General features: G+C 71.4%; 22 protein-coding genes and 1 tRNA gene. 5 read left to right on the forward strand and 18 right to left on the reverse strand.

Features of this window, described 5'->3' with window-relative positions; all coding sequences use genetic code 11:
- Together BLW76_RS46250 and BLW76_RS46255 are read left to right on the forward strand one after the other, a co-directional pair.
- A complete protein-coding gene (locus tag BLW76_RS46250; RefSeq protein ID WP_091318928.1) occupies positions 1–861 on the forward strand; it encodes a hypothetical protein in 861 nt (286 codons plus the stop codon).
- A 153-nt stretch (positions 862–1,014) separates the two neighbouring features.
- Positions 1,015–1,365 (forward strand): hypothetical protein, encoded by a 351-nt coding sequence (locus BLW76_RS46255; RefSeq protein WP_091318930.1) that lies wholly within the window; start codon positions 1,015–1,017, stop codon positions 1,363–1,365.
- Positions 1,366–1,476: 111 nt separating this feature from the next.
- Here BLW76_RS46255 and BLW76_RS46260 read toward each other — a convergent pair.
- A tRNA-Thr gene (locus BLW76_RS46260) sits at positions 1,477–1,553 on the reverse strand.
- Positions 1,554–1,686: 133 nt separating this feature from the next.
- On the opposite strand from BLW76_RS46260, the gene BLW76_RS46265 reads away from it, so the two are divergent.
- Entirely contained in the window at positions 1,687–3,354 is a 1,668-nt protein-coding gene (locus BLW76_RS46265; RefSeq protein ID WP_208613510.1) for a hypothetical protein, read from the forward strand.
- Between the two features lie 52 nt (positions 3,355–3,406).
- Here the strand turns inward: BLW76_RS46265 and BLW76_RS46270 are convergent, their stop codons facing one another.
- From BLW76_RS46270 to topA, 7 genes are all read right to left on the reverse strand, one after another.
- The gene (locus BLW76_RS46270; protein WP_091318932.1) at positions 3,407–4,612 is read right to left on the reverse strand and encodes a DNA polymerase III subunit delta'; all 1,206 of its coding nucleotides are present in this window, start codon (positions 4,610–4,612) and stop codon (positions 3,407–3,409) included.
- Complete coding sequence (locus BLW76_RS46275) at positions 4,609–6,720, reverse strand: bifunctional MFS transporter/dTMP kinase (RefSeq protein WP_091318934.1); 2,112 nt, start codon at positions 6,718–6,720, stop codon at positions 4,609–4,611. The genes BLW76_RS46270 and BLW76_RS46275 overlap by 4 nt, the downstream gene beginning before the upstream one ends.
- Before the next feature lie 137 nt (positions 6,721–6,857).
- Positions 6,858–7,457, reverse strand: a complete 600-nt coding sequence (locus BLW76_RS46280; RefSeq protein WP_244170635.1) for a hypothetical protein — start codon at positions 7,455–7,457, stop codon at positions 6,858–6,860.
- 419 nt (positions 7,458–7,876) lie between these two features.
- Positions 7,877–8,668: a hypothetical protein gene (locus BLW76_RS46285; RefSeq protein WP_091318938.1), complete on the reverse strand. Its 792-nt coding sequence runs from the start codon at positions 8,666–8,668 to the stop codon at positions 7,877–7,879.
- A gap of 305 nt (positions 8,669–8,973) precedes the next feature.
- The gene (locus BLW76_RS46300; protein WP_091318940.1) at positions 8,974–9,765 is read right to left on the reverse strand and encodes an ESX secretion-associated protein EspG; all 792 of its coding nucleotides are present in this window, start codon (positions 9,763–9,765) and stop codon (positions 8,974–8,976) included.
- Positions 9,766–9,851: 86 nt separating this feature from the next.
- Complete coding sequence (locus tag BLW76_RS46305) at positions 9,852–10,430, reverse strand: hypothetical protein (RefSeq protein ID WP_244170636.1); 579 nt, start codon at positions 10,428–10,430, stop codon at positions 9,852–9,854.
- Positions 10,431–10,564: 134 nt separating this feature from the next.
- Positions 10,565–13,441 (reverse strand): type I DNA topoisomerase, encoded by a 2,877-nt coding sequence (topA, locus tag BLW76_RS46310; protein WP_208613511.1) that lies wholly within the window; start codon positions 13,439–13,441, stop codon positions 10,565–10,567.
- 296 nt (positions 13,442–13,737) lie between these two features.
- Here topA and BLW76_RS46315 point away from each other — a divergent pair, with 296 nt between their 5' ends.
- Positions 13,738–14,544, forward strand: coding sequence for a S1 family peptidase (locus tag BLW76_RS46315; protein WP_091318943.1), 807 nt, complete (start codon positions 13,738–13,740; stop codon positions 14,542–14,544).
- 18 nt (positions 14,545–14,562) lie between these two features.
- On the opposite strand, the gene BLW76_RS46320 is transcribed toward BLW76_RS46315, so the two are convergent.
- The 3 genes from BLW76_RS46320 to BLW76_RS46330 all read right to left on the reverse strand — a co-directional run bounded on the left by BLW76_RS46320 (position 14,563) and on the right by BLW76_RS46330 (position 18,253).
- Complete coding sequence (locus BLW76_RS46320; protein WP_091318944.1) at positions 14,563–15,213, reverse strand: hypothetical protein; 651 nt, start codon at positions 15,211–15,213, stop codon at positions 14,563–14,565.
- A gap of 51 nt (positions 15,214–15,264) precedes the next feature.
- Positions 15,265–15,852 (reverse strand): hypothetical protein, encoded by a 588-nt coding sequence (locus BLW76_RS46325; protein WP_091318946.1) that lies wholly within the window; start codon positions 15,850–15,852, stop codon positions 15,265–15,267.
- 139 nt (positions 15,853–15,991) lie between these two features.
- The gene (locus BLW76_RS46330; protein ID WP_091318947.1) at positions 15,992–18,253 is read right to left on the reverse strand and encodes a sodium-translocating pyrophosphatase; all 2,262 of its coding nucleotides are present in this window, start codon (positions 18,251–18,253) and stop codon (positions 15,992–15,994) included.
- Positions 18,254–18,603: 350 nt separating this feature from the next.
- Between BLW76_RS46330 and BLW76_RS46335 the strand changes: the two genes are divergently transcribed.
- Complete coding sequence (locus tag BLW76_RS46335; RefSeq protein WP_091318949.1) at positions 18,604–21,189, forward strand: DEAD/DEAH box helicase; 2,586 nt, start codon at positions 18,604–18,606, stop codon at positions 21,187–21,189.
- Between the two features lie 89 nt (positions 21,190–21,278).
- Here BLW76_RS46335 and BLW76_RS46340 read toward each other — a convergent pair whose 3' ends face one another.
- From BLW76_RS46340 to BLW76_RS46370, 7 genes are all read right to left on the reverse strand, one after another.
- A complete protein-coding gene (locus BLW76_RS46340; RefSeq protein WP_091318951.1) occupies positions 21,279–21,896 on the reverse strand; it encodes a bifunctional DNA primase/polymerase in 618 nt (205 codons plus the stop codon).
- An 849-nt stretch (positions 21,897–22,745) separates the two neighbouring features.
- Entirely contained in the window at positions 22,746–23,321 is a 576-nt protein-coding gene (locus BLW76_RS46345) for an Rv3654c family TadE-like protein (protein WP_091318953.1), read from the reverse strand.
- Positions 23,308–23,646, reverse strand: coding sequence for a TadE family type IV pilus minor pilin (locus tag BLW76_RS46350; protein WP_091320713.1), 339 nt, complete (start codon positions 23,644–23,646; stop codon positions 23,308–23,310). The genes BLW76_RS46345 and BLW76_RS46350 overlap by 14 nt, the downstream gene beginning before the upstream one ends.
- Positions 23,647–23,666: 20 nt before the next feature.
- Positions 23,667–23,843, reverse strand: coding sequence for a DUF4244 domain-containing protein (locus tag BLW76_RS46355; RefSeq protein ID WP_013230522.1), 177 nt, complete (start codon positions 23,841–23,843; stop codon positions 23,667–23,669).
- 28 nt (positions 23,844–23,871) lie between these two features.
- Positions 23,872–24,588 (reverse strand): type II secretion system F family protein, encoded by a 717-nt coding sequence (locus BLW76_RS46360; RefSeq protein ID WP_091320716.1) that lies wholly within the window; start codon positions 24,586–24,588, stop codon positions 23,872–23,874.
- Positions 24,585–25,343, reverse strand: coding sequence for a type II secretion system F family protein (locus tag BLW76_RS46365; RefSeq protein ID WP_091318955.1), 759 nt, complete (start codon positions 25,341–25,343; stop codon positions 24,585–24,587). Before BLW76_RS46365 ends, BLW76_RS46360 begins: the two co-directional genes overlap by 4 nt.
- 64 nt (positions 25,344–25,407) lie before the next feature.
- Positions 25,408–26,559 carry a TadA family conjugal transfer-associated ATPase gene (locus BLW76_RS46370; RefSeq protein ID WP_091318956.1) on the reverse strand — a complete coding sequence of 384 codons (1,152 nt, stop codon included), beginning with the start codon at positions 26,557–26,559 and terminating at the stop codon, positions 25,408–25,410.
- Positions 26,560–26,702 lie beyond the last annotated feature (143 nt).

A 26,702-nucleotide genomic window follows, 5' to 3' on the forward strand; every position in this document is an offset into this window, starting at 1 on the left:
GTGAACGACGACGTGTCCCAGAACCTGGTCGTTTTCCGTCTGGCGGGCTTCGACGAGCCGGTGCTGGCCAGCGCACCGACGCAGGCCGAAGACGCGGTCGAACAGGCGTGGGCCCAGGTTCGCCGCCAGCACGAGGTGAGCGCCTCCGCGGTTTCGGCGGTCTACAGCGAATGGCAGCCGTCCGCGGCGGACCAGGAGTTCATGGCCCGGCAGTTCCCCGAGGCGGAATGCACCTACAGTTTCGCCCGTCCGGCCCCCGGCGAGTGGGAGCGCGCGTTCGCCGAAGCCCGCGCGGTGATGGCCGAGACGCACGAGTCCCCGCAGGCCGCCGAGGAGCTGCTGCCGGTGTTGTGGAGCACGTCCTCGCCGCGCGCCGGCCTGCTCGAAACCCTGCCGCACCACCCCCTGGTACCCGGCCACCTGTCGGTGGCGTTCGCGGTGGTGGGCCCGACACCGCGGGGCACCATCGGGATGCACCACATCACCCGCCACCAGCACGAGGAGATGGGCGCCCCGGACCTCACCGGCGTCGCCTACCAGAGCTTGGCCCGCAGCCTGAAGTTCGAGGTCCGCCAGGCTGGTGCGGACGTGCTGGTGTCGGTGGTCAGGGAGAACCTCCTGGCGGCGTCGGCAATCGCCTTGCCCGACCTGTACGAGCAGTTGTCGCAGCAGTTCGGCCCGGGCGACCTGCTGGTCGGCCTGCCGTGCCCGGACGAGATGTACGTCGTCCGGGAGGACTCGGGGTTGGCGGAGACGGTCCGCGAGCAGGTGCTCGAGTCGCCGTACGAGACGACGGAGCTGGTGCCATCGGTGTTGCGCCTCGGCCCGGACGGTGTGGAGCTGCTCGCCGAGCGCGGCTGATTCACCCGATTTATCACCCGCTGAACGAATCAGGCCTATCGTATGGGCCAGATTTGCGGAGCCGCCCTACCCCGGCAACACTCAGTATCAGAGTCCGATAACCGCAGACCACTCAGCGGCCGAGTTCGGAACTCAAAACAACGGGGAGAATCCATGGGCAAGAGATTCGTCATGCGGGGGCTCGCAGCTGGTGCCGTGCTTGCCAGTGCCGCCGGCCTGCTCGTCGGCAGCGCCGGATCAGCGTTGGCCGACCCGCCGGTCGACTGCGGTTCACATTGGGTGACAGACGCCTTCCACCGCCGTCACGTCTATTACCACAACTGCGCCTACGCTGCGGCCATCATCGACGTGAACCAGAGTTTGGCACCTACCCGTCAGTACTGCGTTGAGGCAAAAGTAGATTTTGACGCAGGCCTGGAAATCGACGGCGTCCACGATCTGTCGCTCGACCGAGTCAAGCTGAATCACTACCTGGACGGCACGTACTGCAACTGGCGTCCGTAGCCGTCGCACCGGACCTTGCGGGTCCCACCGGCCGGCACCCAGGTCACTCAGTTCGACCCTCACCAGACGAGTCAGGCCCCACCCGAGGTGTCTCGGATGGGGCCTGACCTGTGGAGCCGCCTAGGGGAATCGAACCCCTGACCTATTCATTACGAGTGAATCGCTCTGGCCGACTGAGCTAAGGCGGCATGTCTCCGGCTTCCGCTGGCGACGATAGCAAGTGTAGCGGAGGCTTGGCGCGTCACTTTCCGGGGGGACCGTCGTTAGGGCTCTATGACGCCGGTCTCACTCCCCGGCCGACCCACTTGGAGGCTCTGGCACATGCGGCGAAGACTGCCCCGCTCGGCGGCCCTGCCGGCGGCTGCGGCGTTGCTCCTGCTCAGCGCGGCGCCCGCTGCTGCGGACCCGACCTATCCGACCACGCCGATTCCGCAGCCGGCGAATCCGGGGCAGGCGCCGATCTCCGCGCCGATCGGGCCGCAGCCGCTCGGGCAGGCCGTCGGGGATGCCGGGACCGCGCTCGGGATCATCCGGTTGCTGCCCAATGCCGTGCCGACGAGCACGATCCTTCCCGGGTTCGGGCAGACGCTGCCGAAGCAGTCCGCGCTCGAGGCCGGGATGGGGCTGTCCAGCGCGTCGGCGAACTCCGATGCCTACCTGAGCTACGAGAAGGCCGTCGCGCAGGCGTCGCCGTTCGGGCTGTCGGTGGGCGGGAACGCGCCGCAGACGCCCGGCAGTGTCGTGCAGACCGCCTTGCCGGACAACCCGCAGCCCACCAGCGGGGGTCTCAACGCGCCGTCGAACCCGCTGCTCAACATCGGCCTGCTCAACGGGAGCGCGCACGCGCGGTGGAGCCAGACGCTCGGTCCGTGCGTCGACACCATCGCCGACGCCAGCACGTCGGTGGCGAGCCTGTCGCTGCTGAACGTCGTGCCGTCGATGCCGAACCTCGGCCTGGACGCGCTCAAGCCGAAGCTCGATCCGAACTCGCTCGCGAGCGGCTTCGACCTCACCAAGGGCCTGCAGAGCCTCGGCGGCCTGCTGCAGGGCGGCGGGCAGACCGCCGCGGACGGCAACGGCTCGCTGCTGAGCCTGCCGAACACGCTTTCGTCGCGGTCGCAGGTGAAGCTGGTCGACATCCCCGGCTCGAAGAACAAGGCCGTGCAGTCGACGTCGACGCTGCAGGCCGCGGACATCGAGATCCTCAAGGGCACGCCGCTGGCGCTGAGCGTCAAAGTCGTCAGCCAGCCGACGCTCAAGGTGACCTCCACCGGTGACGCGAAGACGTCCAAGGTCGAGTACACCGCGCCGGTGCTGACCATCGCGGCCGGCGGGAAGACGCTCTACACCCTCGACGCCGCGCACCCGACCAAGGACATCCCGATCGGGCTGCCGCTGAAGGGCCTGAGCGACCAGTTCGGGCAGGTCGACGACATCCCGGTGGTCGGCGGGCTGGTCTCGACGCTCACCAAGGGCCTCCAGCAGGTCGGCAACACCACGGGCACCGTCCTCGACCTCGGCGTGCTGCGGCTCAGCATCGCCGGGCTCGACCAGAAGTCGGCGAACATGACCACGCCGTTCGCCGGTTACCAGCTGGGCGCGTCGGCGCGGATGTTCGACCTGCAGCTGCTGCCGACGACCAAGCTCAAGAGCCTGCTGCCGGACGACCAGGCGAAGAACCTGCCGTCGTCGCTGGCCCAGCTGTCGCTCGGCGAGCAGATCGCCCGGGCGTACGCGCCGACCGGCGGCGTGGTCTGCGGGACCACGTCGACGCCGCCGCCCGCGGGTGGCGAGGCGCCGAAGGGGCCGGTGAAGAACCTGGCCTACACCGGTGGCGCGTACGACACGGTGCCGCTGTTCTGGACGGGCACCGCGATGCTGCTGCTCGGCGTGGTCATGGTGGCCGCGATGCCGGGCGGACGACGTCGTCCGCTGGCCGCGGCCGTCGAGGAGAAGCCGTTCAAGCCCTCGCCGCGTCCGCGCGAATGACCCGAGGGGTGTGAAGGAGCCCGCCAGGTTCGCCTGGCGGGCTCCTTTGTGTCTAGCCCTGGCGAAGCGTCGTGACCATTGCTTCGACGGCGATGCGCGGCTTCACGTTCAGCTCGATCGCCTCGCGGCACTCCAGCACCGCTTCGAGCCGGCGCAGCGTCGACTCCGGCGTCCACGACGAGGCCGCTTCGCGAATCTGGTCGACGTGGTCCGGGTGGTTGAGCGTGGCGCCGGAGCGGGTCCCCATCACCAGGACGTCGCGGTAGAACCCGACGAGGTCGACCAGGGCCAGGTCGAGCGTGTCGCGCTGGGTGCGGGTCGCGCGGGACTTCTGCTTCTTCTCCAGCTGCTTGACCGCGGCTTCGGCGGCCCGCTTCGCGCCGGCGACGCCCTTGCCGACGCCGTCGCCGCCCATCGCCGTGCGCAGCTCGTTGCGCTCGTCTTCGTCGCGGGCCTTGCTGGCCTCGCCCGCGTCCGCCTCGGCCGCGCTGATCAGCTGGTCGGCGCAGGTGAAGACGTCGCTCATCCGGCGGAGGCCGAGCGGGATCCGCAGCACGGTGGCGCGGCGCTGCCGCGCGGCCTCGTCGGTGGCGAGCCGGCGCGCACGGCCGACGTGGCCACCGCACACCGACGCGGCCCACTGCGCGCGTTCGGGTTCGACGTTGTCCCGGCGTATCAGCACGTCGGCGATGGCCTCCGGCGGCGGCGTCCGCAGCGTCACCAGGCGGCAGCGCGAGCGGATCGTCACCGAGACGTCTTCGGGGTGGTCCGACGGCGCGCACAGCAGGAACACCGTGCGGTCCGGCGGCTCCTCGACGGCCTTGAGCAGCGCGTTCGACGCGCCTTCGGTGAGCCTGTCGGCGTCTTCGATGACCACGACCTGCCAGTTGCCGGTCGTCGGGCGGCGCGCGGCGGCCTGCACCAGCGCCCGCATCTCGGCGACCGAGATCGACAGGCCTTCCGGCACCACGAGCCGGACGTCGGCGTGCGTGCCCGCCATCGTCGTGTGGCAGCCGGGGCAGGCGTCGCAGCCGGTGCCGGTGCTGCACTGCAGGGCCGCGGCGAACGTCCGCGCGGCCACCGAACGGCCGGAGCCGGGCGGGCCGGTGAGCAGCCAGGCGTGCGTCATCGCGCCGGGCGGCGCCGGCTCGCCGGCGATGATCTTGGCGGCGGCCGAGGCGGCCGCGCTCAGCGTTTCGACCGCGGGTTCCTGGCCGACCAGCTGGTTCCAGACGCCGATGCGTTCGGTCGTCGTCACTTCGCCTCCACGCGAGGCTCTTCCGGGGTCTCGATGGGCAGGGTGTCGAGCGGGAGCGTGACCGGTTTCTCCGTCGTCGGCGCCAGCGCGGCCAGCCTGCCGACGAACACGGCGCGCAGCGCGGTGCGGATGCGCTCGGCGACTTCGGCGTCGGTGCCGTCGGCGTCGATCACGACGTACCTGTCCGGGTCGGCCTCGGCCATCTCGGTGAGCAGGTGCTGGACGCGCCACTGGTCGTTCAGCGCGGCCGACTTGTCGCGCGGCGCCCCGTTGGGAGCGGCGTCGAGCAGGATCGTCAGGTCGGGGCGCAGGCGCCCGGTGGCCCAGTCTGCGAGGCCTTCGAGCTCGTCGCTGTCGAGCCCGGCGACGGCCGACAGGTGCGCCAGCGGCGAGTCGACGAACCGCTCCATGACGACCACCGAACCGGCGTCGAGCGCCGGCTGGACGTGCCGCTCCACGATGTCGGCCCGCACCGCGGCCGCGGCCAGCGCCTGGGCCCGCGCCCCGGTGAGCGAGGCACCCGAGACGAGCGCGGTGAGCCGCTTGTCGTCGAGCGCGGGGTCCGCGGCCACGACGACCGGCCGGGTGCCGCCGCGCATCCAGTCGGCGAGGTTGACGGCCTGGATGGCGGTGTTGATCGCGGTGGTGCCCTCGACGGCGATGAGGTAGCCGTTGACCCGCCGCGGCGTGCGGCGCAGCGCGTTGCGCAGGTCGGCGAGGATCGGCTCGACGCGCTTGTCGTCCATCTGCCGGTAGGCGAACAGCCCGGCGACCAGCGCGATCGCGGCGCCGCCGAGCATCACCGGGCGCGTGCCGTCGATGGTGAGCGGGTTGCCCCAGACGCTGATCGTGTGGCGCTGCACCGCGCCGACGAGCAGCGGGACCGTGACCGTGGTGCCGAACAGGACCAGCTTCATCATCAGCTGGTAGATCGCGTTGATCCGGCCGCGGATGGCGTCCTCGACACGCGAGCCGATGATCGTCACGCCGGTGAGGAACGCGGTGCCGGCGCAGATGCCGACGAGAACGACGGCGATCAGCGAGATCGTCAGGTGCGGGGACAGCGCCACGAAGGCGAGCGAGATCGCGGCCGCGACGATCGAGAGGCCGAACAGCCGGTCGTGCGGGAGCCGGCGGGCGAGCTTGGGCGCGAAGACCATGCCGGTGGCGAGGCCGAGGAAGACGGCGAGGACGAGCAGGCTGAACGCGGAGTCACCGGCCAGCAGGCTCGAGGAGTACGGCTTGGCCGAGCCGATCACGGCGCCGCCGGCGACGAACGCGCCGAACGCGCCGACCAGGAGGCCGCGCACGAGCGGCGTGCTGCGGATGAACCGGAAGCCGTCGGCGATCATCGCGCCGATGCCGAGCTTTTCTTCGTCGGCCGCCTTGACCTTCTGCCCCGGAGTCGCGTGGACGTTGCGCAGCGAGAGCTCGGGGATCCGGGTGGCGATGAGGATGGCGCTGGCGAGGTAGAGCAGGCCGGTGATGATGACGACCAGCTTCGCGATGTTGAGGCTGGGGTCGCCCGGGAAGAGGTGGAAGGTCGTGTTGACGCCGGTGATGATCGCGTTCGCGCCGGCCGCGGTGATGACGGCGAGGCCGTAGGTCATCACCATGCCGAGCTGGTTGGCCGTCTCGACCTGGTCGGGGCGGCGGAGCAGGTTCGGGACCGCCGCCTCTTTCGACGGGATCCACATGCTCGACGCGCAGCCGACGAGGAAGTTGCCGGCCAGCAGCCACCAGGGCGCGCTGACGATCGCGATGGACAGCAGGAAGCCGCACCGCAGCAGGTCGGCGACGACCATGACCTTGCGGCGGTCGAACCGGTCCGCGAGCAGCCCGCCGACCGGGGCGAACAGCAGCCCCGGTGCCAGGCCGGTCAGCACGACGCCGACGAAGGCGAAGTTCTGCGCGAAGTAGTTGTCGGTGAGCTTCGTGGCCAGGCCGGTGAGGGCCAGGATGTTCAGCCAGTCAGCCACGCTGCACAGGTACGTGACGCCCCAGAGCCGCCGGAAAGGTTTGATCGCCAGTACCCGCCGGACCCGGTTGATCGTGGACGCCTCGGCGCCCGACGACGCACCCGGGCCGGCCCCGGGTACCGATCGCACGCCCTCGCTGATACGCCCACCCCACTAGTCACCGCGGTGCCGGACGCCCCCGCGAGGGGACCCGACCGTGAAGCCAGGGTAGCCCGATCGGCCTCTGGCGCGCGGGACGGCCCCGTGGTGCGGGGCAGGCGACGACGCTAGTCGAACAGGCCCGTCACGCTGCTGACCAGGCTCGAAACCATTTCGATGGCGACGAACCCGAACACGATCAGCAGGACAACGGCCAGCATGACACCGGCAGCACTCGACGACGGCCGGTTGAACGCCGGCATCGAGACCGACGGCATCCGCGGCAGCCGCCGCCGCTTGACGGGCACGACATCGACGTCGTCGGCGTCGTCTTCGGCGAGCGGATCCTGCCGGACGGGCCGCATGATCTGCGGTGGCCGGGTCGGCCAGGTGCGCCGCCGGGTCCGCTGCCGCGGGAGCAGCCCCAGCGGCTGGTCCTGGTGCAGGGTGCCGGCCGGCGGGATCGCCTCGGGGGCCTTCGCCTTTTCCTCGCGCAGCGTCTCCTCGACCATCCGGCGGACGACTTCGTCGTCGGGCTTCACGGGCCCGGCCACCGGGATGGCGGCGGGCTCGTGGCCATTCGGAACCGCGGTGCGCGGCTCGGGCGACGCGGTGACCAGCCCGGAGACCGGATCCGCGAACATTTCGCCGGGAGCTTCGGACAGAGTGCCGTCGCGCTGAGTGAGCTCGGGGGCATTGAAGAAGGGAGCCTCACCGTTCGCGCTCATGGTGACCACCTCACTACTGAATGTCCTCGCCTTTCCAGGGTAGCGACACTGGCGGATAACGCATCCGCCCAATGGCTCTGTCTCCATTGGATGGTCGGTCACGGAGCGCAAGCCCGCACCCGAACCTCCTGAAGTGTCCAGCCCGACGGTCACCGGGTCGACCGCTGATGGTGACAGATCGTAGTGAGACGGGTCACAGCGGTTGAGGGGTGGGGTGGCCAGGGGGTGGCCTTCGGGTGGCCAGTTTGGCGGCTTGGGCTTGGGGGGTGGATGGGGTGGGGTTGAGGGTGAGCTGGCCCATGTGCCCGACCGGGGCTGAGCTGGGTCCGGCCGGGCTCGGCTGGGCTGAGTCGGGTCGGGTCGGGCGGGCTGAGCCGGGCTCGAGCGGGCCGACTCGACCCAGCTGGGCTGGGTTGGGCTTAGGGCAGCTCCTCCTGTCCCAGGTCGATCATCTTGCGACACCAGTCGCGGAGCATGCCGCGGCTGAAGGGGCTCAGGACCAGCTGGCGGCGGCCCTCTCCGCGGTCCAGGGCCGCCAGGGCGAAGCGGCCCAGGTCCGTGTCGACCAGGACGAAGCCGTGGTCCGGGAACTCTGCGCACAGCCCTCCGAAGGCCAGCATGTCCAGGACCGCCGTTCCTGACCTTGGGCGGGCCAGGAGCTCGCGCATTGCTCCCACGTCCTCATCCTGGCCGTCGTGGACCAGGCCGTCGTCGTCGACCGAGACCCAGATTGCTCTCGGGGATGCGCCGAAGGGGACCTCGGGGAGCTCGGCCACCAGCATCTCCGGCAGCTCCTCGAAATCCGCCAGGTGGATCGCCGTGCGGCCGGGGAGGGAGCCCATCATGAACGCGCGCTCGCCGTCGGCGTAGCAGCGGATGTCCGCCGTCTGCGGGCCTTCGTCGAACACGCCGCACAGGGCCGCCCGGACCGAGCCGCGCAGCATCAGCGAGACCACCTCGAAACCGATCTCGTTCAGCTCGCCGTTTTCGCCGAACGGGGTGCCGTCGATCCAGGCCGCCCACGCCATGTGCCGCTCGACCTCGGCCACCAGGTCCGCCGGGTCGTCCGACACCGGGCCGTGGACCAGGATGTCGTGGTCGCTGACGTCCGGGTTGTACAGCCGGTCGACCGGCTCCCGGTCCGGCATCGCCGCCAGCACCGGGCCCGCCGCCAGCTCCAGCAGCTCCCTGGCCGCCGTGCGCTCAGCCATGCCGCCGCCTCTCGCCCGAACCAGCACCAGCACCAGCACCAGAGCCGGCACCAGACCCGACCCCGGAGCCCGAACTCGAGCCGGAGCCGGCACCAGGCCTGGGCCCGGAGCCGGAGCCGGAGCCAGGATCCGAGCCGGACCCGGGCTCGGCACCAGGCCCGGCATCGGTCGCCTGCCGCTGCTCCGGGACGCCGTTGTTCAGCTCCGCCGCCGCGAGGATCGCCTCGCGGACCGTCAGGTCCTTCGAGGCCGCCGCGACCACCCTGTCGACGCCCTCCCCGGCCGTCGTGCGCACCTCCGGTTGCTCACGCATGGCTCTGCACCGCCTCGACGATCCACTGCTCGGCCGTGCTCCGCGACGCCGGACCCCACGTGACCGTCCAGCGCCCGTTCCGCGCCACCGCGGCGCTGAACTGGTACCGGCCGAGGTCGTTGTCCACCAGCCCGAACGCGCCGTGCGGGTACTCGGCCAGGATCGCGTTGCGCACCGCGAGGTCGACCAGCACCGTGCCCAGCCGCGGCCGGGCCGCGCACTCCCGGATCAGCTCGACCGCCCGCTCGCACCGGCGCGGGATCAGCCCGCGCTCGTCGGTCTCGATGCGGAGGTGCTCGCCCGGCCCCGGTGGCCGGTCGGGCAGCCCGTCGAACACCCAGCCCGGCAGCTCGCTCAGGAAGCCCGAGCGCAGCCGCGCGCGGTTGCCCAGCTTGTGCAGGACCGTGGTGTAGTCCTCGTCGCCGAAGAACCGCACCTCCCACGGCTTGGCCCGGGCCGGGAAGACGCCGGTGACGACGCCGCGGATGAAGCCGCCGCGCAGCGCCCGGTACAGCCCGACGGCTTCCGCGGTGACCTCCCCGCCCGGCGCGAGGCCGATCGCGGCCATCCCGGCGACGAACCGCGTGTACTGCTCCACCTCGTCCGCGAGGCTCGACGCGGGCGAGGAGCGACGGCCCGGCAGCGGTCCGGTGTCCGCCAGCACCGGCGGGATCTCGAACTCGGGGTCGTAGAACTCCATCACCGAGGGCCGCTCCGGCACCTCGGCCGAGAGCGGGGCGATGACCTCGTCGATGACGTCGAAGACGGCGACTGCGTTGCTCACCCCTCGATTGAACACCCTGGCACCGACAATTTCTCGCACATGTGTTCGAGTGGGTGAGATCGGTCGGCGAGCGGTCGGCGAACGGCTCAGGCATGCTCCGGCACCCGCCCCTCGACGAACTCCGCGAGCCGCTCCACGGTCCCGGGCAGCCACCAGAGCCTGCGGTGGCCGCCCCGCGGTCTGCTCAAGGCGGCCAGGTGCCGGCCGCGGTCGTCGTCGACGAACGCCAGCATCTCCCAGCGTGACGGCGAGCCGTCGCGGGCGATGTCGAACTGGACCGTGCCGTGCCGGGGCCGCCGCAGATCGTCCAGCACGTCGAGGACGAGGCATTCCTGCTCGGGCTCCAGCACTCCACGCTCGTCCGCGTCGAGGTACAGCCCCTCGCCCGGCACCGGGGGCAGCGGAGGCAGGCGCGTCAACGCCAGCCGGAGCAGCTCGGCAACACCGCCCGGCGAAGGCCCGGACAGGCGCAAACCGTCGCCGGCGATGCCGAACTCCGTGCGGTCGTCGTAGAACGCCGAAGCCCACGGCTCGTCGGAGATCGCGACGGCCACGCCGCAGACTCCGCCGGTGCCGACGAAGCCGGTCAGCGACTCCATCATGTCCATGGCAGTGGAACTGCCGGCGGCCGCCGCCCGGACCGGCTTCAGGATCTTGGTGGTCACCGCGTGCACGGTGCGTAGTGTTTTGGTCACGCGTTCATGAAACCCGGCACCACCGACAATTTCCCGAACATCCGTTCGAGGTGTCACCTGAAGGTGTGACTCGAGGGCCTCCGACCAGGGAGGCCCTCGAGCCCTTACTTGGCCTTCGTCGCGGTCGAACTCGAGCGCTTGGCCGTGGTCGACTTCGCGGCGGCGGCCTTCTTGGTCGTGCCCGCCTTGACCGTCTTCGCCGTGGTCGAGGCCGGCTTGCGCGCCGGCGCCTTCCGCTTCGGCGCCGGGCCCTTGGCCCGCTTCTCCGCCAGCAGCTCGGCCGCCCGCTCCGCGGTCAGCGACTCGATCTCGTCGCCCTTCCGCAGCGTCGCGTTGTACTCGCCGTCGGTCACGTACGGGCCGAACCGGCCGTCCTTGACCACCATCGGCTTGCCCGACACCGGGTCGTCGCCGAGCTCCTTGAGCGGCGGCTTCGCCGTCGCGGACCGCCCACGCTGCTTCGGCTCCGAGTAGATCTTCAGCGCTTCTTCGAGCGTGATCGAGAAGAGCTGGTCCTCGGTCGAGAGCGACCGCGAGTCCGTGCCCTTCTTCAGGTACGGCCCGTAGCGCCCGTTCTGCGCCGTGATCTCGTCGCCGGACTCCGGGTCCTTGCCGACCACACGCGGCAGTGAAAGCAGCTTCAGCGCGTCGTCCAGCGTGATCGTCTCGATGTCCATCGACTTGAACAGCGAGCCCGTGCGCGGCTTCGGCGCCTTCGCCTTCGCGGCCTTCTTCTGCGCGGCCGTGGCGTCCTCGGGGATCTCGATCTCCGGCAGCACCTCGGTCACGTACGGCCCGAAGCGGCCTTCCTTGGCGACGATCTCGTGCCCGCTGACCGGGTCGGTGCCCAGCGTGCGGCCCTCCTGCGGGGTCGCGAACAGCTTCTCCGCGATCTCCTGCGACAGCTCGTCCGGCGGCAGGTCCTCCGGCAGGTTCGCCCGCTGCGAGTTCCCGTCGACCTCGCGCTCCAGGTACGGCCCGTAGCGGCCGACGCGGACCACGACGGTGTGCCCGTTCTCGTCGCTGAACAGCGGGATCGAGTTGATCTCCCGCGCGTCGATGTCCTCGACGCTGCCCTCGACCAGCTTCTTCAGCCCGCCCAGGCGCCCGATCGAGCCGTCCACGCCCATGTCGCCGCCGAAGTAGAACTTCGACAGCCACTGCGCACGCTGCTCGTCACCGGCCGCGATGCGGTCGAGCTCGTCTTCCATGCCGGCGGTGAAGTCGTAGTCGACCAGCCGCTCGAAATGCCGTTCCATCAGGCCGATCACGGCGAACGCGACCCACGACGGAACGAGCGCGGAGCCCTTCTTCCAGACGTAGCCGCGGTCCTGGATCGTCTTGATGATCGACGCGTACGTCGACGGACGGCCGATGCCCAGCTCTTCCAGCTTGCTGACCAGGCTCGGCTCCGAGTACCGCGCCGGCGGCGACGTCGTGTGGCCGTCCGGGTTCAGCTCGGTCGCGGTCAGCGCCTGGTCCTTCTCGAGCACCGGCAGGCGGCTCTGCTTGTCGTCCGCTTCGCCACCGGTCTCGGTGTCGACGGCCTCGACGTACGCCTTGAGGAAGCCCGCGAAGGTGATCGTGCGGCCCGAAGCGGCGAAGGTGCACTCCTCGCCCGAGGTCGCGTTGCCGACGATGCGCACGGACATCGTGGTGCCCTTGGCGTCCGCCATCTGCGACGCGATCGTGCGCTGCCAGATCATCTCGTAGAGCCGGAACTCGTCGGTGTCCAGCTCGCCCGCGACCTGGCCCGGCGTGCGGAAGACCTCGCCCGACGGCCGGATCGCCTCGTGGGCCTCCTGCGCGTTCTTCACCTTGCGCGTGTACTGGCGCGGCGTCGGCGAGACGTACTCCTTGCCGTACAGCTGCGTGGCCTGGCTGCGCGCGGCCGAGATCGCCGACTCCGACAGCGTCGTGGAGTCGGTACGCATATAAGTGATGTAGCCGTTCTCGTACAGCTTCTGCGCGATCCGCATGGTGCGCTCCGAGGTGAACCGCATCTTGCGGCCCGCCTCCTGCTGCAGCGTCGACGTCATGAAGGGCGCGTACGGCTTCCGCGTGTACGGCTTCTCCTCGACGCTCGCGACCTTGAAGTCACGCTGCTTCAGCGCTTCGGCCAGGCGCCGCGCGTCAGCCTCGGCGAGCACCCGGACTTCGTTGTTCGACGCCTTGAGCTGCCCGTCCGAGCCGAAGTCGCGGCCGGTGGCCAGGCGCGCGCCGTCGACGGCGACCAGGCGCGCCGGGAAGTTCCGCGGCGACGCGTCCTCGCCGGCGTCCATGGTCGCCGAAATGTCCCAGTACGACGCCGACGTGAAGCGCATCCGCTCGCGTTCGCGCTCGACCACGATCCGGGTCGCCACCGACTGCACGCGGCCCGCCGAGAGCTTCGGCATGACCTTCTTCCACAGCACCGGCGAGACCTCGTAGCCGTAGAGGCGGTCGAGGATGCGGCGGGTCTCCTGGGCGTCGACGAGGTCGGCGTCCAGCTCACGGGTCGAGTCGGCGGCCGCGCGGATCGCCTGCTCGGTGACCTCGTGGAAGACCATCCGGCGGACCGGGACCTTCGGCTTCAGCGTCTCGAGGAGGTGCCACGCGATGGCCTCGCCCTCGCGGTCGGGGTCCGTGGCGAGGTAGAGCTCGTCGACGTCCTTCAGCAGGCCCTTGAGCTCGGTGACCTTGGACTTCTTGTCTGGGGTCACCACGTAGAGGGCCTTGAAGCCGTTGTCGACGTCGACGCCGAGCCGCGCCCACGCCTCGCCCTTGTACTGGGCGGGCACGTCGGCGGCACCACGCGGCAGGTCGCGGATGTGCCCGACGGAGGACTCGACGACGTAACCGCCGCCCAGGTAGGGGGCGATCTTGCGGGCCTTCGTCGGCGACTCGACGATGACCAGCCGCCGGTGCCCGGCGCCGTTGCCCGCCGCGGCTCCGTTCTTCTTGGTCCGTGCTCCTGCCACGCTGTCCTGCTCTCCGCTCATCTCGTCCCGCCGCCGCGGGACTGCACCACGTCCCTGCCGGGGCCCGTGTCTCGACCTGCCAGTGTGCACGCTGTTCCCGGCCGGACGGCGCGGAGGTGGCCCAACACGCCGCCGGTCCTGTGCCCAGCGCATCGCCGCTGACCTCGACGATGTTTCCCCAACGTACCTGCCACGTGATTTCGGCCACGTCCCGCGCAGCCTAGCGGGTGACCGTGCGGATACCCTCCGTTCGACGGTGGTGGGCCCGGGGATGTCACCGCTTCACTGGTTTCCCCGTCCAGCCGAAAGGACCCGCCATGACCCGACGCCTGCTCGGCGCCCTGTTCACCGCCGTGACCGCCACAGTATTGCTGGGGGCCACTCCGGCGAACGCCGCCGCGGCGAACTTCGCCGGCACCGTGGCCCTGTCCAACTGCTCGGGGTCGGTGGTCAAGCCGGCCGCGACGCCCGACACCGCGCCCGCGCTCGTGATGTCCAACGGCCACTGCCTCGAAACCGGTTTCCCGGCGCCGGGCCAGGTGATCACCAACCGTGCCTCCAGCCGGACGTTCACGCTGCTCACCGCCAGCGGCAGCAACAAGGCCACGCTCCGGGCCAAGAAGATCGTCTACGGCACGATGACCGACACCGACGTGTCGCTCTACCAGCTCACCACCACCTACGCGCAGATCAAGGCCAGCTACGGGATCTCGCCGCTGGAGCTGTCGAACGCCCACCCGGCCGCCGGCGCGGCGATCGACGTCGTCTCGGGCTACTGGAAGCGCATCTACTCCTGCAACATCGACGGTTTCGTCTACCGGCTGAAGGAGGGCAGCTGGACCTGGAAGGACTCGATCCGGTACACCTCCGCCTGCCAGACCATCGGCGGCACGTCCGGTTCGCCGATCATCTCCGGCGGCAAGGTCGTCGGCGTGAACAACACCGGCAACGAGGACGGCGGCCGCTGCACGGACAACAACCCGTGCGAGGTCGACCAGGCCGGCAACGTCACCGTCCGCGAAGGCATCAACTACGGCCAGGAGACCTACGGCATCCCGGCCTGCCTCACCGCCGCCAACGAAATCGCGCTCACCCAGGCCGGCTGCACGCTGCCCCGGCCCTGACGCCGCGCCCGCACCCGGTCAGGCCGTGCTCGTGACGGCCTCCGGGTGCGGGACCGGTTGCGGAGCCGCGCCCGGCCACGCAGCTTCGGCGCCGGGCGGCGGCTCCCCGATCAGCTCCAGCAACGCCTGCAGCCGGCGTTTCCCGGTGACCTTGACCGCCGGGACCTCGGCTTTCGGCCCGGTCAGCTTCGCCGTGACACCCAACGGCGTCAGCGCTTCGACCAGCCGCTCGTGCATGCCCGGCGCCAGCGGATCGACGCCCAGCAGGTACCCCTGCGTGCCGGGACGGCCGCCGGCCAGCGCCCACATCCGCAGCATCGCGCCACTCAGCCGGAACCCGTCCGGCACCGTCTTGCCCGAATCGTCCTCGGCCGGGCCCGTGCAGCCCTCACGCAGCCACCGCAGCGCCAGCGGCAGCAGGTCGACCCGGAACGACGTGCGCACCTGCGGGCGGCCGCAGTCGGCCTTCGAGACCTGGACGTCCGCGCCGCGGCAGCGGAACTCGCCGGCCAGGACGTGGGCCCGCCACGGCTCCTCGACGACCACCGACAGCCGGGCGGCGGTGCGCCCGAAGCCGGTGATCTGACCGTGGCAGCACAGCAGGCCGGCCAGGTCGCCCAGGCCCGGCCCGCTGGCCTCGGCGGAGAAGAGCGAGATCGTCCGATCCACCGCGCCATACTAGAACACAAGTTCGATTAACGGCAGGTCTCGCGCGGATCTTCAGCCGGCAGGCTGATCGAGCTCGCGGCAGGCCGGCGCGCGCTGTTCGGCCGCGGCCAGCGCCGGGACGTCCTTGAGGCCGCTGAGGTAGTCGAGCGCGTCGATGCGGTCGAGCGTCGCCCTGGCTTCGCCGAGGGCCGCCTTCGTCGCCGTCGCGTTGCCACGGGCCGCGTCGATGCGACGGCGGGCGTTCTCCGCCTCCGCCCGGATTTCGGCGAACTGCCCGATGACGTCCTTGCGCCCGGCGTCCGCCGACGGCACCGGTGGCGCACCGAGCGCGTTCAGCCCGGCCAGGCTGCGGTCGAGCCCGTCGACCACCGAAGAAAGCAGTTCGCTGGACGTCCGGGACGCCTTCTGCGGGGTGCTCGGGTCGACGGCGGGGAGCGCCGCGAGCGCGCGGACCAGGTGCGTCACCGCGTCGCAGTAGCCCGCCGCCCACCTCGCCGCGGGATCGGCCTGTGGCACCACGGTCTTCACCGGCAGGTCCTGCTCGGGCGGCGGCGGGTCCGTGACGGGCTGCCCGCAACCGGCGAGACCGATGGCGATCGTCGTGGTCAGCGCGGCGAAAACGGTCGACCGCTGCCGCACTCGCGTACCTCCTGCCCGACGACGTCCCGGCAGGCCCGACGGTACCGACTCGATGTTGCTTCGCAAGTCGCCGGGCCTTTCTGGGATGGCAAGCCCCGGGCCCGGCACGCGTCGCCGCGTACCGGGCCCGGGTTCTTCGTCAGGCCGTGATCTCCGTCGGGGTGTCCGACAGGACCGTCCCCCGGCGCTTCGAGACCACGATCGCCGCCACGATCACCGCGACCGCGACCAGCGAGATGATGATGCGCACGGCGGTGTTGGCGCTGTCGCCGACCGTCAGCTGCACGATGGCGGGCGCGATCAGCACCGAGACCAGGTTCATCACCTTGATCAGCGGGTTGATCGCCGGGCCGGCGGTGTCCTTGAACGGGTCACCCACGGTGTCACCGATGATGGTGGCCTCGTGCGCGTCCGAACCCTTGCCGCCGTGGTTGCCGTCCTCGACCAGCTTCTTGGCGTTGTCCCACGCGCCACCCGAGTTGGCGAGGAAGATCGCCATCAGGGTGCCGCAGGCGATCGCCCCGGCCAGGTAGCCGGCGAGCGCGCTGGTGCCCAGGCCGAACCCGACCGCGATCGGCGCGAAGACCGCCAGCAGACCCGGCGTCGTCAGCTCACGCAGCGAGTCGCGCGTGACGATGTCGACGACCTTGCCGTACTCGGGGCGGGTGGTGCCCTCCATGATCCCCGGGATGTCGCGGAACTGGCGGCGCACTTCGTAGACGACCGCGCCGGCGGCCCGGGACACCGCGTTGACCGCGAGACCGGAGAACATGAACACGACGGCCGCACCGACGATCACGCCGACCAGGGTCGCCGGACCGACGATGTTGGCGATGAAGTCACCGCCGACGCCCATCGCCTTCGTGATCGCGTCGGAGTAGGAACCGAAGAGCGCGGTCGCCGCGAGGACGGCCGTGGCGATCGCGATGCCCTTGGTGATGGCCTTCGTGGTGTTGCCGACCGCGTCCAGCTCGGTGAGGATCTGCGCGGCCTTCTCGTCGACGTCACCGGACATCTCGGCGATGCCCTGCGCGTTGTCCGAAACCGGGCCGAAGGTGTCCATCGCGACGATGACGCCGACGGTGGTCAGCAGGCCGGTGCCGGCCAGCGCGACGGCGAACAGCGCGACGCCGCCGCCGAGCAGGTAGGCCCCGAAGACGGCCGCACCGATGACGAGCGCGGTGTACACAGCGGACTCGAAGCCGATCGAGATACCGGACAGGATCACCGTCGCCGCACCGGTTTCCGAGGTCTGGCCGACGTCCTTGACGGGCTTGTACTCGGTGCCGGTGTAGTAGCCCGTCAGCTTCAGGATGACCGCGGCGAGCACGATGCCGATGATCACCGCGATGGTCGCGATGACCGCCGGGTTGCCCGTGCCCTCGAAGCCCGCGCCGAATTCGGAGAAGCTGCTCGGCAGGTACACGAACGCCGCGATCGCCGACAGCACCGCGGAAATCACCGCGGAGATGTAGAAGGAGCGGTTGATCGTGACCAGGCCGCCCTCGCCCGTCTTCGCCTTGGTGATGTAGACACCGATGACGGCGGTGATCACGCCGATGGCCGGCACGATCAGCGGGAAGATCAGGCCGTGCACGCCGAAGGCGGTGCTGCCCAGGATCAGCGCGGCGACCAGCATGACGGCGTAGGACTCGAAGAGGTCCGCGGCCATGCCGGCGCAGTCGCCGACGTTGTCGCCCACGTTGTCCGCGATGGTGGCGGCGTTGCGCGGGTCGTCCTCCGGGATGCCCTGCTCGACCTTGCCGACCAGGTCCGCGCCGACGTCGGCGGCCTTGGTGAAGATACCGCCGCCGACACGCATGAACATCGCGATCAGGGCGGCGCCGAAGCCGAAGCCCTCCAGCACCTTGGGCGCCTGGCCGGTGTAGACCAGCACGACGACCGCGGCACCGAACAGGCCGAGGCCGACGGTGATCATGCCGACGACGCCACCGGTGCGGAACGCGATGCGCATCGCCTTCTCGCGCCCGCCTTCCTCACGCGACGCGGCCGCGACGCGCAGATTCGCCTGCGTCGCCAGCCACATGCCGAGGTAGCCGATCGCGAACGAGAAACCCGCCCCGACCAGGAAGAAGATCGAACGGCCGATCTTCTCGTTCCAGTCGTCCGCGGGAAGGATGAAGAGCAGGAGGAACACGACCACGCCGAAGATCGCGAGGGTGTTCCGCTGCCGCTTGAGGTACGCGGCCGCGCCTTCCTGCACCGCCTTGGCGATGTCCTGCATCTTGGCGGTGCCCTGGCCTGCGGCCAGCACCTCCTTGAGCAGGACGTAGCCGATGACGAGTGCGGCAAGCGCGACCACGGCGACTACACCGACAATCGTGTAGCCACCTCCGGAGAGCGTGATGGACCCGCCCTCCGCGAGGAACTGCCGTGACATTCGTCCTCCATGAGACGTCGCCGTGCGCCAACGTCGACGGCAAGCCGAGGGGTTCGACACGGCCGGCGCTGGCATGGACCCTGTACCGAGCGACACGCTAGCCGGGCAGCAATGCACGTCTCACATGACGCTCACCACAGAGGGTGTGGATTGCGGGAGTGTATTGGTATCGCAACCTGCGTCTTCACGCCGTCCCGGTCACGGTACATTCCGTTACCTTGTGAGCCTCCTCACTTGATCGATCACTCGAACGCCGATCCGTTGGCGCAGCTGGGGATGCCAGAACTGTCGTACCCCTGTGCCAAGCTCGGCGGGTGGACGAATCACGGGGGCAGCGGCTGCTGAGGCGGGTGACCGCCGGCATCCCGCCGCGCGAGGAGCCGGTCACGCACGTCGCGGACCTGCCGGGCCGCGCCGCGCGCTACGCAGAGTGGCCGTCGTGGGCGGATCCGGCGGTTGTCGCTGCGCTGCGTGACTGCGGTGTGTCCGCGCCTTGGGCGCATCAGGCGGAGGCGGCTTCGCACGCGTACGAGGGACGGCACGTCGTGATTTCGACCGGCACGGCGTCGGGCAAGTCGCTCGCCTACCAGCTGCCGGTGCTGTCGCGGCTGGCCGCGGGCGAGAAGGCGAAAGCATCGGTTCGGGGGTTCCGGGTGGCGGAGCCCTCGGCCCGGGGCGAAGCCCCGGTTGTCACCGCGCTGTACCTCTCGCCGACGAAGGCGCTGGGGGCCGACCAGCTGCGTGCGGTGTCCTCTTTGGACGTGCCGGGGGTGCGGGCGGCGTCGTTCGACGGGGACACGCCGATGGCCGAGCGCGACTGGGTGCGCGCCCACGCGAACTGGGTGTTCACCAACCCGGACATGCTGCACCGCGGGATCCTCTCGGCGCACGGCCGGTGGGCGACGTTCTTCCGGCGGCTCAGCTGTGTGGTGGTCGACGAGTGCCACAGCTACCGCGGCGTCTTCGGCTCGCACGTCGCTCTGCTGCTTCGCCGGCTTCGGCGGGTGGCCGAGCACTACGGCGCTTCGCCGGTCTTCGTGCTCGCTTCGGCGACAACGGCTTCGCCTGCTTCGTTCGCCTCGCGGCTGACGGGGGTGCCTTGTGTCGCCGTCACGGAAGACGCGTCGCCACGCGGCGCCCGCACGGTCGCGTTGTGGGAGCCGCCGCTACTGGAGGAGCTGACCGGGGAAAACGGCGCGCCGGTCCGGCGTTCGGCGGGCGCGGAGACGTCGCGGATCCTCGCCGACCTGGTGCTGGAAGGCGCGCGGTCACTGGCGTTCATCCGGTCGCGGCGGGGCGCGGAGCTGGCCGCGCTGGGTGCGCGTCGCATACTGTCCGAAGTGGACCCGGTGTTATCGGAAACCGTTGCGGCGTACAGGTCTGGCTACCTGCCGGAGGAGCGTCGCGCGTTGGAAGCGGCTTTGTTGTCGGGCCGGTTGCTGGGCGTGGCGACGACGAACGCGCTGGAGCTCGGCGTCGACATCGCGGGCCTGGACGCGGTGGTGCTGGCCGGCTACCCGGGCACGCTGGCGTCGTTCTGGCAGCAGGCCGGGCGGGCGGGCCGGTCCGGCGATTCGGCGCTGGTGGTGTTCGTCGCGCGGGACGACCCGCTCGACACCTACCTGGTGCACCACCCGGAGGCGCTGCTTTCGCGGCCGGTGGAGACGGCGGTGCTCGACCCGGCGAACCCGTACGTGCTGGCGCCGCAGCTCGCGTGCGCCGTCGCGGAGCTGCCGCTGACCCTCCCCGAGCTGGAGGTGTTCGGCGGTTCGGCGGCCCAGGAGGTACTGGCCGAGCTGACGGAACAGAAGCTGGTGCGGCGCCGGTCGAGCGGCTGGTACTGGACGTCGCGGGACCGGCCGCACGCCGAGGTCGGCATCCGCGGCACGGGCGGGGAGCAGATCGCGGTCGTCGAGTCGGATTCCGGCCGGATGCTCGGGACGGTCGACCCGGGCTCGGCCTGCTTCGCCGTTCACCCGGGGGCGGTGTACCTGCACCAGGGGTCGTCGTACGTCGTCGACGAGCTGGAGCTGGACCAGGGGCTGGCGCTGGTCCACGCGGAAAACCCGGACTGGACGACGACACCGCGCGAGATCGTGGACATCTCCGTGCTGAGCATTCAGGAGAAGCAGGACTACGGCGGGGTGAGCGTCTGCCTCGGCGAGGTGGCCGTGACGTCGCAGGTGGTGGGCTACCTGCGGAGGCGGCCGTCCGGGGAGGTGCTGGACCACACGCCGCTCGACCTGCCGGAGCAGAGCCTGCGCACGCGTGCGGTCTGGTACACGGTGTCGGCCGCACTGCTGGGGCCGGCGGTTGCAGCCGCCGGCCGGGCGCGGGCTTCGTCCGCTGCCTCCGCCGGCTGCGGTGTCGCCGATGACTCCGGTGATTCCGCCGGCTCCGATGGCTCGGGTGACTCCGATGTCTCCGATGGCGAGGTGGGGACCGGGGGCCATCGGGTGGGGACCGAATCTGCGGGGCCGGTGGGGACCGGGGAGGAGACCCAGGCGAACGGTCGGGGGCCCGTTCGCGAGGGTGGCAGGACACCGGGGGGTGCCGGATTGGTTCCGGCACGGGTCCCCGGTGCCCTGCATGCCGCCGAGCACGCGGCGATCGGCCTGCTACCGCTGTTCGCTACGTGCGACCGGTGGGACATCGGCGGGGTGAGTACCGCGTGGCACGAAGACACCGGGGAGGCGACGGTGTTCGTGCATGACGGGCATCCCGGGGGTGCGGGATTTGCCGAACGCGGTTATGCCGCGATTGTCCCGTGGCTGGCCGCAACGCGGGAGGCGATCGTCTCCTGCGAGTGCCCGACGGGATGCCCGTCCTGCGTTCAGTCGCCGAAGTGCGGGAACGGCAACGAACCGCTGGACAAGGCGGGGGCAGTGGCCGTGCTGGGAACCGTGCTCGGGGCGTTGCGTCAACACGGCACCTAGAACGGCCACTTGGTGGTTCATGGAGTTGTGTCTTGCTCCGCCGGGGCCGGGCTGGGACCGGCCGGTGGCGGTGGTTCGGTGTTTCCGGCTCAGGCCGCGCTGGTCTGGACCAGCTGCCCGGCACGCTCGCCGGCCAGGGCACGCACGAGGACGTCGTGCACCTCGGCGGCGTCCGGCAGCTGCCAGCCGCACACCTCGGGCTTGACGCGCCAGTGCACGACACCGTGCTGGAACGGCGACGGCGGCAGCGGGATGTAGCTGTCCTTGCCGTGCCACTGGATGGCGGCGCGCTCGGCCAGCTCGGCCGGGATGCGGTCGGCGACGGTGGTCAGGAAGAGCCAGCGGCCGTTCGGCAGCGCGATGATGGGCGCGGGGTGGCCGATGGCACGGAGGAGGCGGCAGGCGCGCTTGCCGAGTTCGTCGTCGACCTCGATGGCGTCGAGCACGGTGCCGGTGGCGACGAGCAGGCTGTGGGTGCGGTCGGAGAACCAGGTGGCGACCTCGTGGGCGTGGGTGCCGAGCTGTTCGCGCCAGGCGTCACTGGCCGGAACCGGACGACGCCAGGTGAGGTCGTCGCCACCGGCGAGCGGAGCGGGGTTGACGCCCGGGAGCACCGGCCAGCCGCGCCAGGCGAGGCCGATCGCCTCCGCCCGCAGTTCGATGCGGAAGGCACCGCGCCAGCTGTCCGGCCAATTCGCGTCCAACATTGTCTTTCCTGCCTTCAAGTTCCGGTTCTCCGCGACCCCCTAGACCCGGTCGTGGTGTCGCACATCTCACTTAACGGCAAGTTGCACATTGCCCGGAACCCCCACGCGGCAACCGGTGGTTACGAGGCGATGAACGCCCAGTGATCCATACGGCCCGACCGAACCCCCGGGCGCGGATCGACGGTGAACGGCGACCGCACACGGACCGTTCGTCGCGGGAAACCCCAGGTTCCGCGGGGCTTCCGACCCGCTGTCCGGCGGCCCCGGCGCCTGCCTTCGGCCCAGGTGAGCAGCCGATTCGACCGCTCGCCGTGCATCAACGACCGCTGCCCGTGACAATGCGCCGCTCATCGCCCGGCCCGGCGGATCAGCCGGTCACCGCCCCATACCGACCGGTCGGCGTCCGCCGGACGGCCGGGGTGGGTGGCTTCGGGGCGAGTGCGGGGGTCGCTGTTGTCGGCGGGTGGGCGGTGTTGCGGGTCGTGGACGGGGCCGGCGGGTGGCGATGGGCCGGTCGGGTGGGTGGGTGCGGCTGGGGCTCGAGGGCGCGCGTCGAGGAGATGGGCCTCGGTACGCAAGCTCACCGATCGCGGCCGCCTGAGACGGAGCACCTGTCCCGCGACCCGGACGGGGTACTCCCGCAAGCGCTGCCCGGGGCCGGCGGAGCAGGTTCGCTCGCCGGCCCCCGCGGATCGGGGTGGCACGGCCGCGCCGGCGGGCACGGGGACCACCCGCCGGGTGCGGCCGCGGCTCGGCGCGGCCCTGGCTCGACGCCATGGTTCGCCTGTCAGGGGGCCGACGCCCCTGCGGCTGCGCTGCACTCGCTCGGCCGCGGGTGAGCGGGACCGCTCACCCGGTGGGCCGGAGCGGGTGGATGGGTGTTCCGCCGAGGTCACCCGTCGGGGCGTCCGTGGCTGGGCGGGCTGGCTGGCCCTTCGGTGGAGCCGTCAACGGGTGGGGTGGCTCGCCCGTCGGCGCGAGCGCGGGTGTGTGGGATGGCTCGCCTGTCGGGGGAACCGGGGGTGGCCAACCCGTCGGTGGGGCCGGGGCTCCGTGGGGTGGTGGCTCGGCCGCCGGGCCGGCTCGGGCGTGGGCCGATGGTTGGGGTAGGCCTGGTAGTGCTGGGCCGCGTGCCTCTACTTCGACCAGGGCGTCGAGCTGTTGCCAGGTGCAGCTTTGGAGTGTCACTCGCATCCGGTCGGCGATCCATCTTGCGCGTTCGCATGCTCGGGTCGGGCCTTCGCTCGCGTGCGCCGCCGCCGCCAGGGCGCCCAGGTCCGCCGCCGACTCTGCTTGGTGGCGGGCTATCACCGTTGCTGCCAGCCAGATCGCCAGCGTTGCCAAGATCGTCAGGGCCGCCACCGCCAGTGCCGCCCAGATCGTGGCCGCTCCGCTGTCCGGGGCCTGTGCCTCAGCCTTGGGCATCCGCCACCTCCGGGTTCGGCTCGGCCACCGCGTAGGCCGTTGCGTCCAGGTGGATCTCCGGGAGGAGGCCCGCTGCCGCCGGGTGGGCCGCTACTGTCGCCCTGATCCTGTCTTCGGTGTGCTCGACCGTCAGGGTTGCTCCTGGCGGACCTATCTCGTGGACCGCGGCCGCCGCTTCGGCGGCCTGGCCCCTTGCCAGCAGCCGTGCTGCCTCGCGGGCCGCGTCTGTGCAGCGCAACTGGATCGTCAGCACCGTGAGAGCCGCCAGCAGCAAGACCATCACCGCGGTCAGGACCATCAGGCCGAGCGCTGCCTCGACCGTCACCGAACCCCCGTCGCGGCCTCTCACGACGGCACCGACAAGGCCTTCATGACCAGGTTCGTCAGCCACGAGACGACCGAGTCTCCGGTCAGCAGGGAATAGAGGACGGCGGCGAAGGCCGCGACGGCGACGGTGACGATGGCGTACTCGACCGTCGTGGAACCGTCGTCCGAGCGGGGACGGCGACGGAACGTGCGCATGGGGTTTCCCTTCAGTACAGGTCCGTGGTCAGAAGAGCGGGCCGAGCCGTCCGGCGAGGCCGAGGACGACCGGCAGCACGCCCAGGCAGAAGAAGGCGGGCAGGAAACACAGCCCGACCGGCAGGGCGAGCGCCACTCCGGCCCGCTCGGCGCGTTCCTCGGCCTCGGTGGCCAGGTCGTCGCGGAAACGTGCCGCGAGGTCGGTGGCCGCCGTGGCGAACGCCGCGCCCGAACGGGACGTGCGGATCGCCGCGGCCGCCAGCTCGTCCAAGCCCGGGACTGCCCGCACCGACGCCCAGGCCTCGTCCGGCCGGGAGCCGAGGACGAGCAGCCCGGCCGTCGAGCCCAGCGCCGTTCGCACTGCGGCCGGCGCGGTGCCGGCCACGGCCTCCAGCGCCGTTGGCACCGGCAGCCCGGCGTGCAGGCAGGCGGCGAGGAGATCGAGCGTTCCCGCCAGCCGGAGCTTGGCGGCGATGTCCACGGCCGGTGGTCGCGGACGGCGGGTGCGGCGGATCGCCCACCACCCGGTCGCGGTCACGATCGCGCCCGCCACCGCCCCGGCGACCCCGCCGATCAGCACCCCTGCCGAGACGCCACCTACGGCCGCCGCGACGTACGAGAGCGCGTGATGCTTCTTGCGGACGGGCTCAAGACCTCCGGCCAGCCGTTCGAAGCGCCGCGCCGGGGGCCTGTCCGGCCAGGTGAGCAGCGCTCCGCCGAAGAGAAGGAGTGCGACGGCGTTCACCGGATCCACACCTTTCCGGTCAGCGCGCGGCACCAAGCCGTGCCGGCCCAGAGCAGGACGCACCCGGCGACCAGCAGTACCTGGCCCGCCGTGCTGCCGGTCAGCACCGACAGCGGAGCCGCGCCCATGACCTCGCCGAGCAGCACGCACAGCACCGGCAGCCCGGTGAGCACCGCCGCGCTCGCGCGGGGTCCGGCCAGCTTGGCGCGCATCCGGCGGGCGAACGCCAGACCGGCCTCGGCGTCGCGGCGGGCCGCGTCGAGGACGTCGGCCATCGGGAGGCCGTGCCGTTTGCCCAGTGACCAAGCCGCGGCCAGGTGCGGTAGCGCCGGTGCGGACAGCTCGGTGTCGAGGCGGGCCGCCGTCGCCAAGGCGCGTAGTTCGCCGGCCAGGGCCGGGACCGTGTCCGCGGCGGCTTCCGCCGCCGTCACCGGGTGGGCACCCGATCGGAGCTCGGCCACCATGGTTCGCAACGCCGTTTCGGTGTGCGTGGCCGTCGCCAGGTCCGCGGTGGCCCGGCGATGGGCTCGCCGCTCCTGGCGCCACGCCAGTGTCAGCACGCCGGCGGCGACCGCGCCGCCCGCTCCCGCGAGCAGTCCGGCGAGCGCCGTCGGGAGCAGCCAGCGGACTACGCGCCACACGTCGGGGATCCGGACGGTGGCCGGTGGCTCGGTCGCGACCTGGAAGCGGTCCGGTGGCGGTGGCCAGCACGCCAGGGCCGCGCCCAGGCACAGCAGGGGCCACGGGCCGATCATCGCCGTCGCCTCCGATCGCGCGGGAAAGCGTTGAGCAGCAAGGAAATCCGTACCAGCAGAAGACTCAGCACGCGATCGCCCCCGACGTCGGGAACAGGTGCCGATCGATCGTCCACCGGCCCGCGCGCCACACCGGGACGACCCGGGCCCGGCCGTGTTCCGCACGCAGGACGCCGACCTCGGCCAAGCGCCGGCGGCCGCCGGGTTCGCGCCGCATGTGCAGCACGACGCGGATCGCCGCGACGAGCTGGCTGTGCACGGCGTCGCGGCCGAGACCGCCGAGCGCGGCCAGTGCCTCGATGCGGGCGGGTACCTCGGCCGGGGAGTTGGCGTGGACGGTGCAGGCGCCGCCGTCGTGACCGGTGTTCAGCGCGGTGAGCAGGGCACCGACCTCGGCGCCGCGGACCTCGCCGACCACCAGCCGGTCGGGACGCATGCGCAGCGCCTGGCGCACGAGCTCGGGCAGGCCGACCGCGCCCGCACCCTCCACATTGGCCGGACGGGCGACGAGGCTGACGAACTGCGGGTGCGCGGGCTGCAGTTCGCCGGCGTCCTCGACGCAGACGATCCGCTCACCCGGGTCGACCGCGCCGAGCAGCGCGGCCAGGAGTGTGGTCTTGCCCGCCCCGGTGCCGCCGGTGACCAGGAACGCCATCCGGCGGGAGACGACGGTGCCGAGCAGCTTCGCGCCGGCTTCGTCGAACGCGCCGAGTTCGGCGAGAGCGCTGAGGTCGTGCGTTGCCGGGCGCAGGACGCGGAGGGACAGGCAGGTGCCGCCGGCCGCGATCGGCGGGAGGACGGCGTGCACGCGGATGCGGCCGTGGGGGCCGGTGCCGGGGAGCCAGCCGTCGACGTAGGGCTGCGCGTCGTCGAGGCGGCGGCCGGCCGCGAGGGCGAGGCGCTGGGCCAGGCGGCGGACGGATTCTTCGCCCTTGAAGCGGACGCTGGTGCGGACGAGGCCTTGCGGGCCGTCCGTCCAGACTTCGCCGGGGCCGGTGACGAGCACGTCGGTGGTGGCCGGGTCGTCGAGGAGCGGGGCGAGCGGGCCGGCGCCGACGAACTCGTCGCGGGCCTGACGGGCCGCGTCGAGCACTGCATCGTGGCCGAGGGCGCCACCCGCTTCGGCCCGGACGGCGCTCGCGACGGCGACCGGGTCGGCTTGGCGGCGGTCGCCGGCCAGGCGGTTGCGGACGCGGTCGACGAAGTCGGTGGTCATCGGTTCACCTGCCTTGTTCGGTGTGGCAGCGGGCGGTCGCGAAGAGCTGTGACGCGGGTGCCTGGCGCTCTCGGCGTGGGGCGGTCGATAGCTGAGGTGACACGAGTGCCTGGCGAGCACTCCTCTGACTCCGGCCCGGAGCG

Source organism: Amycolatopsis tolypomycina, from assembly GCF_900105945.1.
Lineage (GTDB): Bacteria > Actinomycetota > Actinomycetes > Mycobacteriales > Pseudonocardiaceae > Amycolatopsis > Amycolatopsis tolypomycina.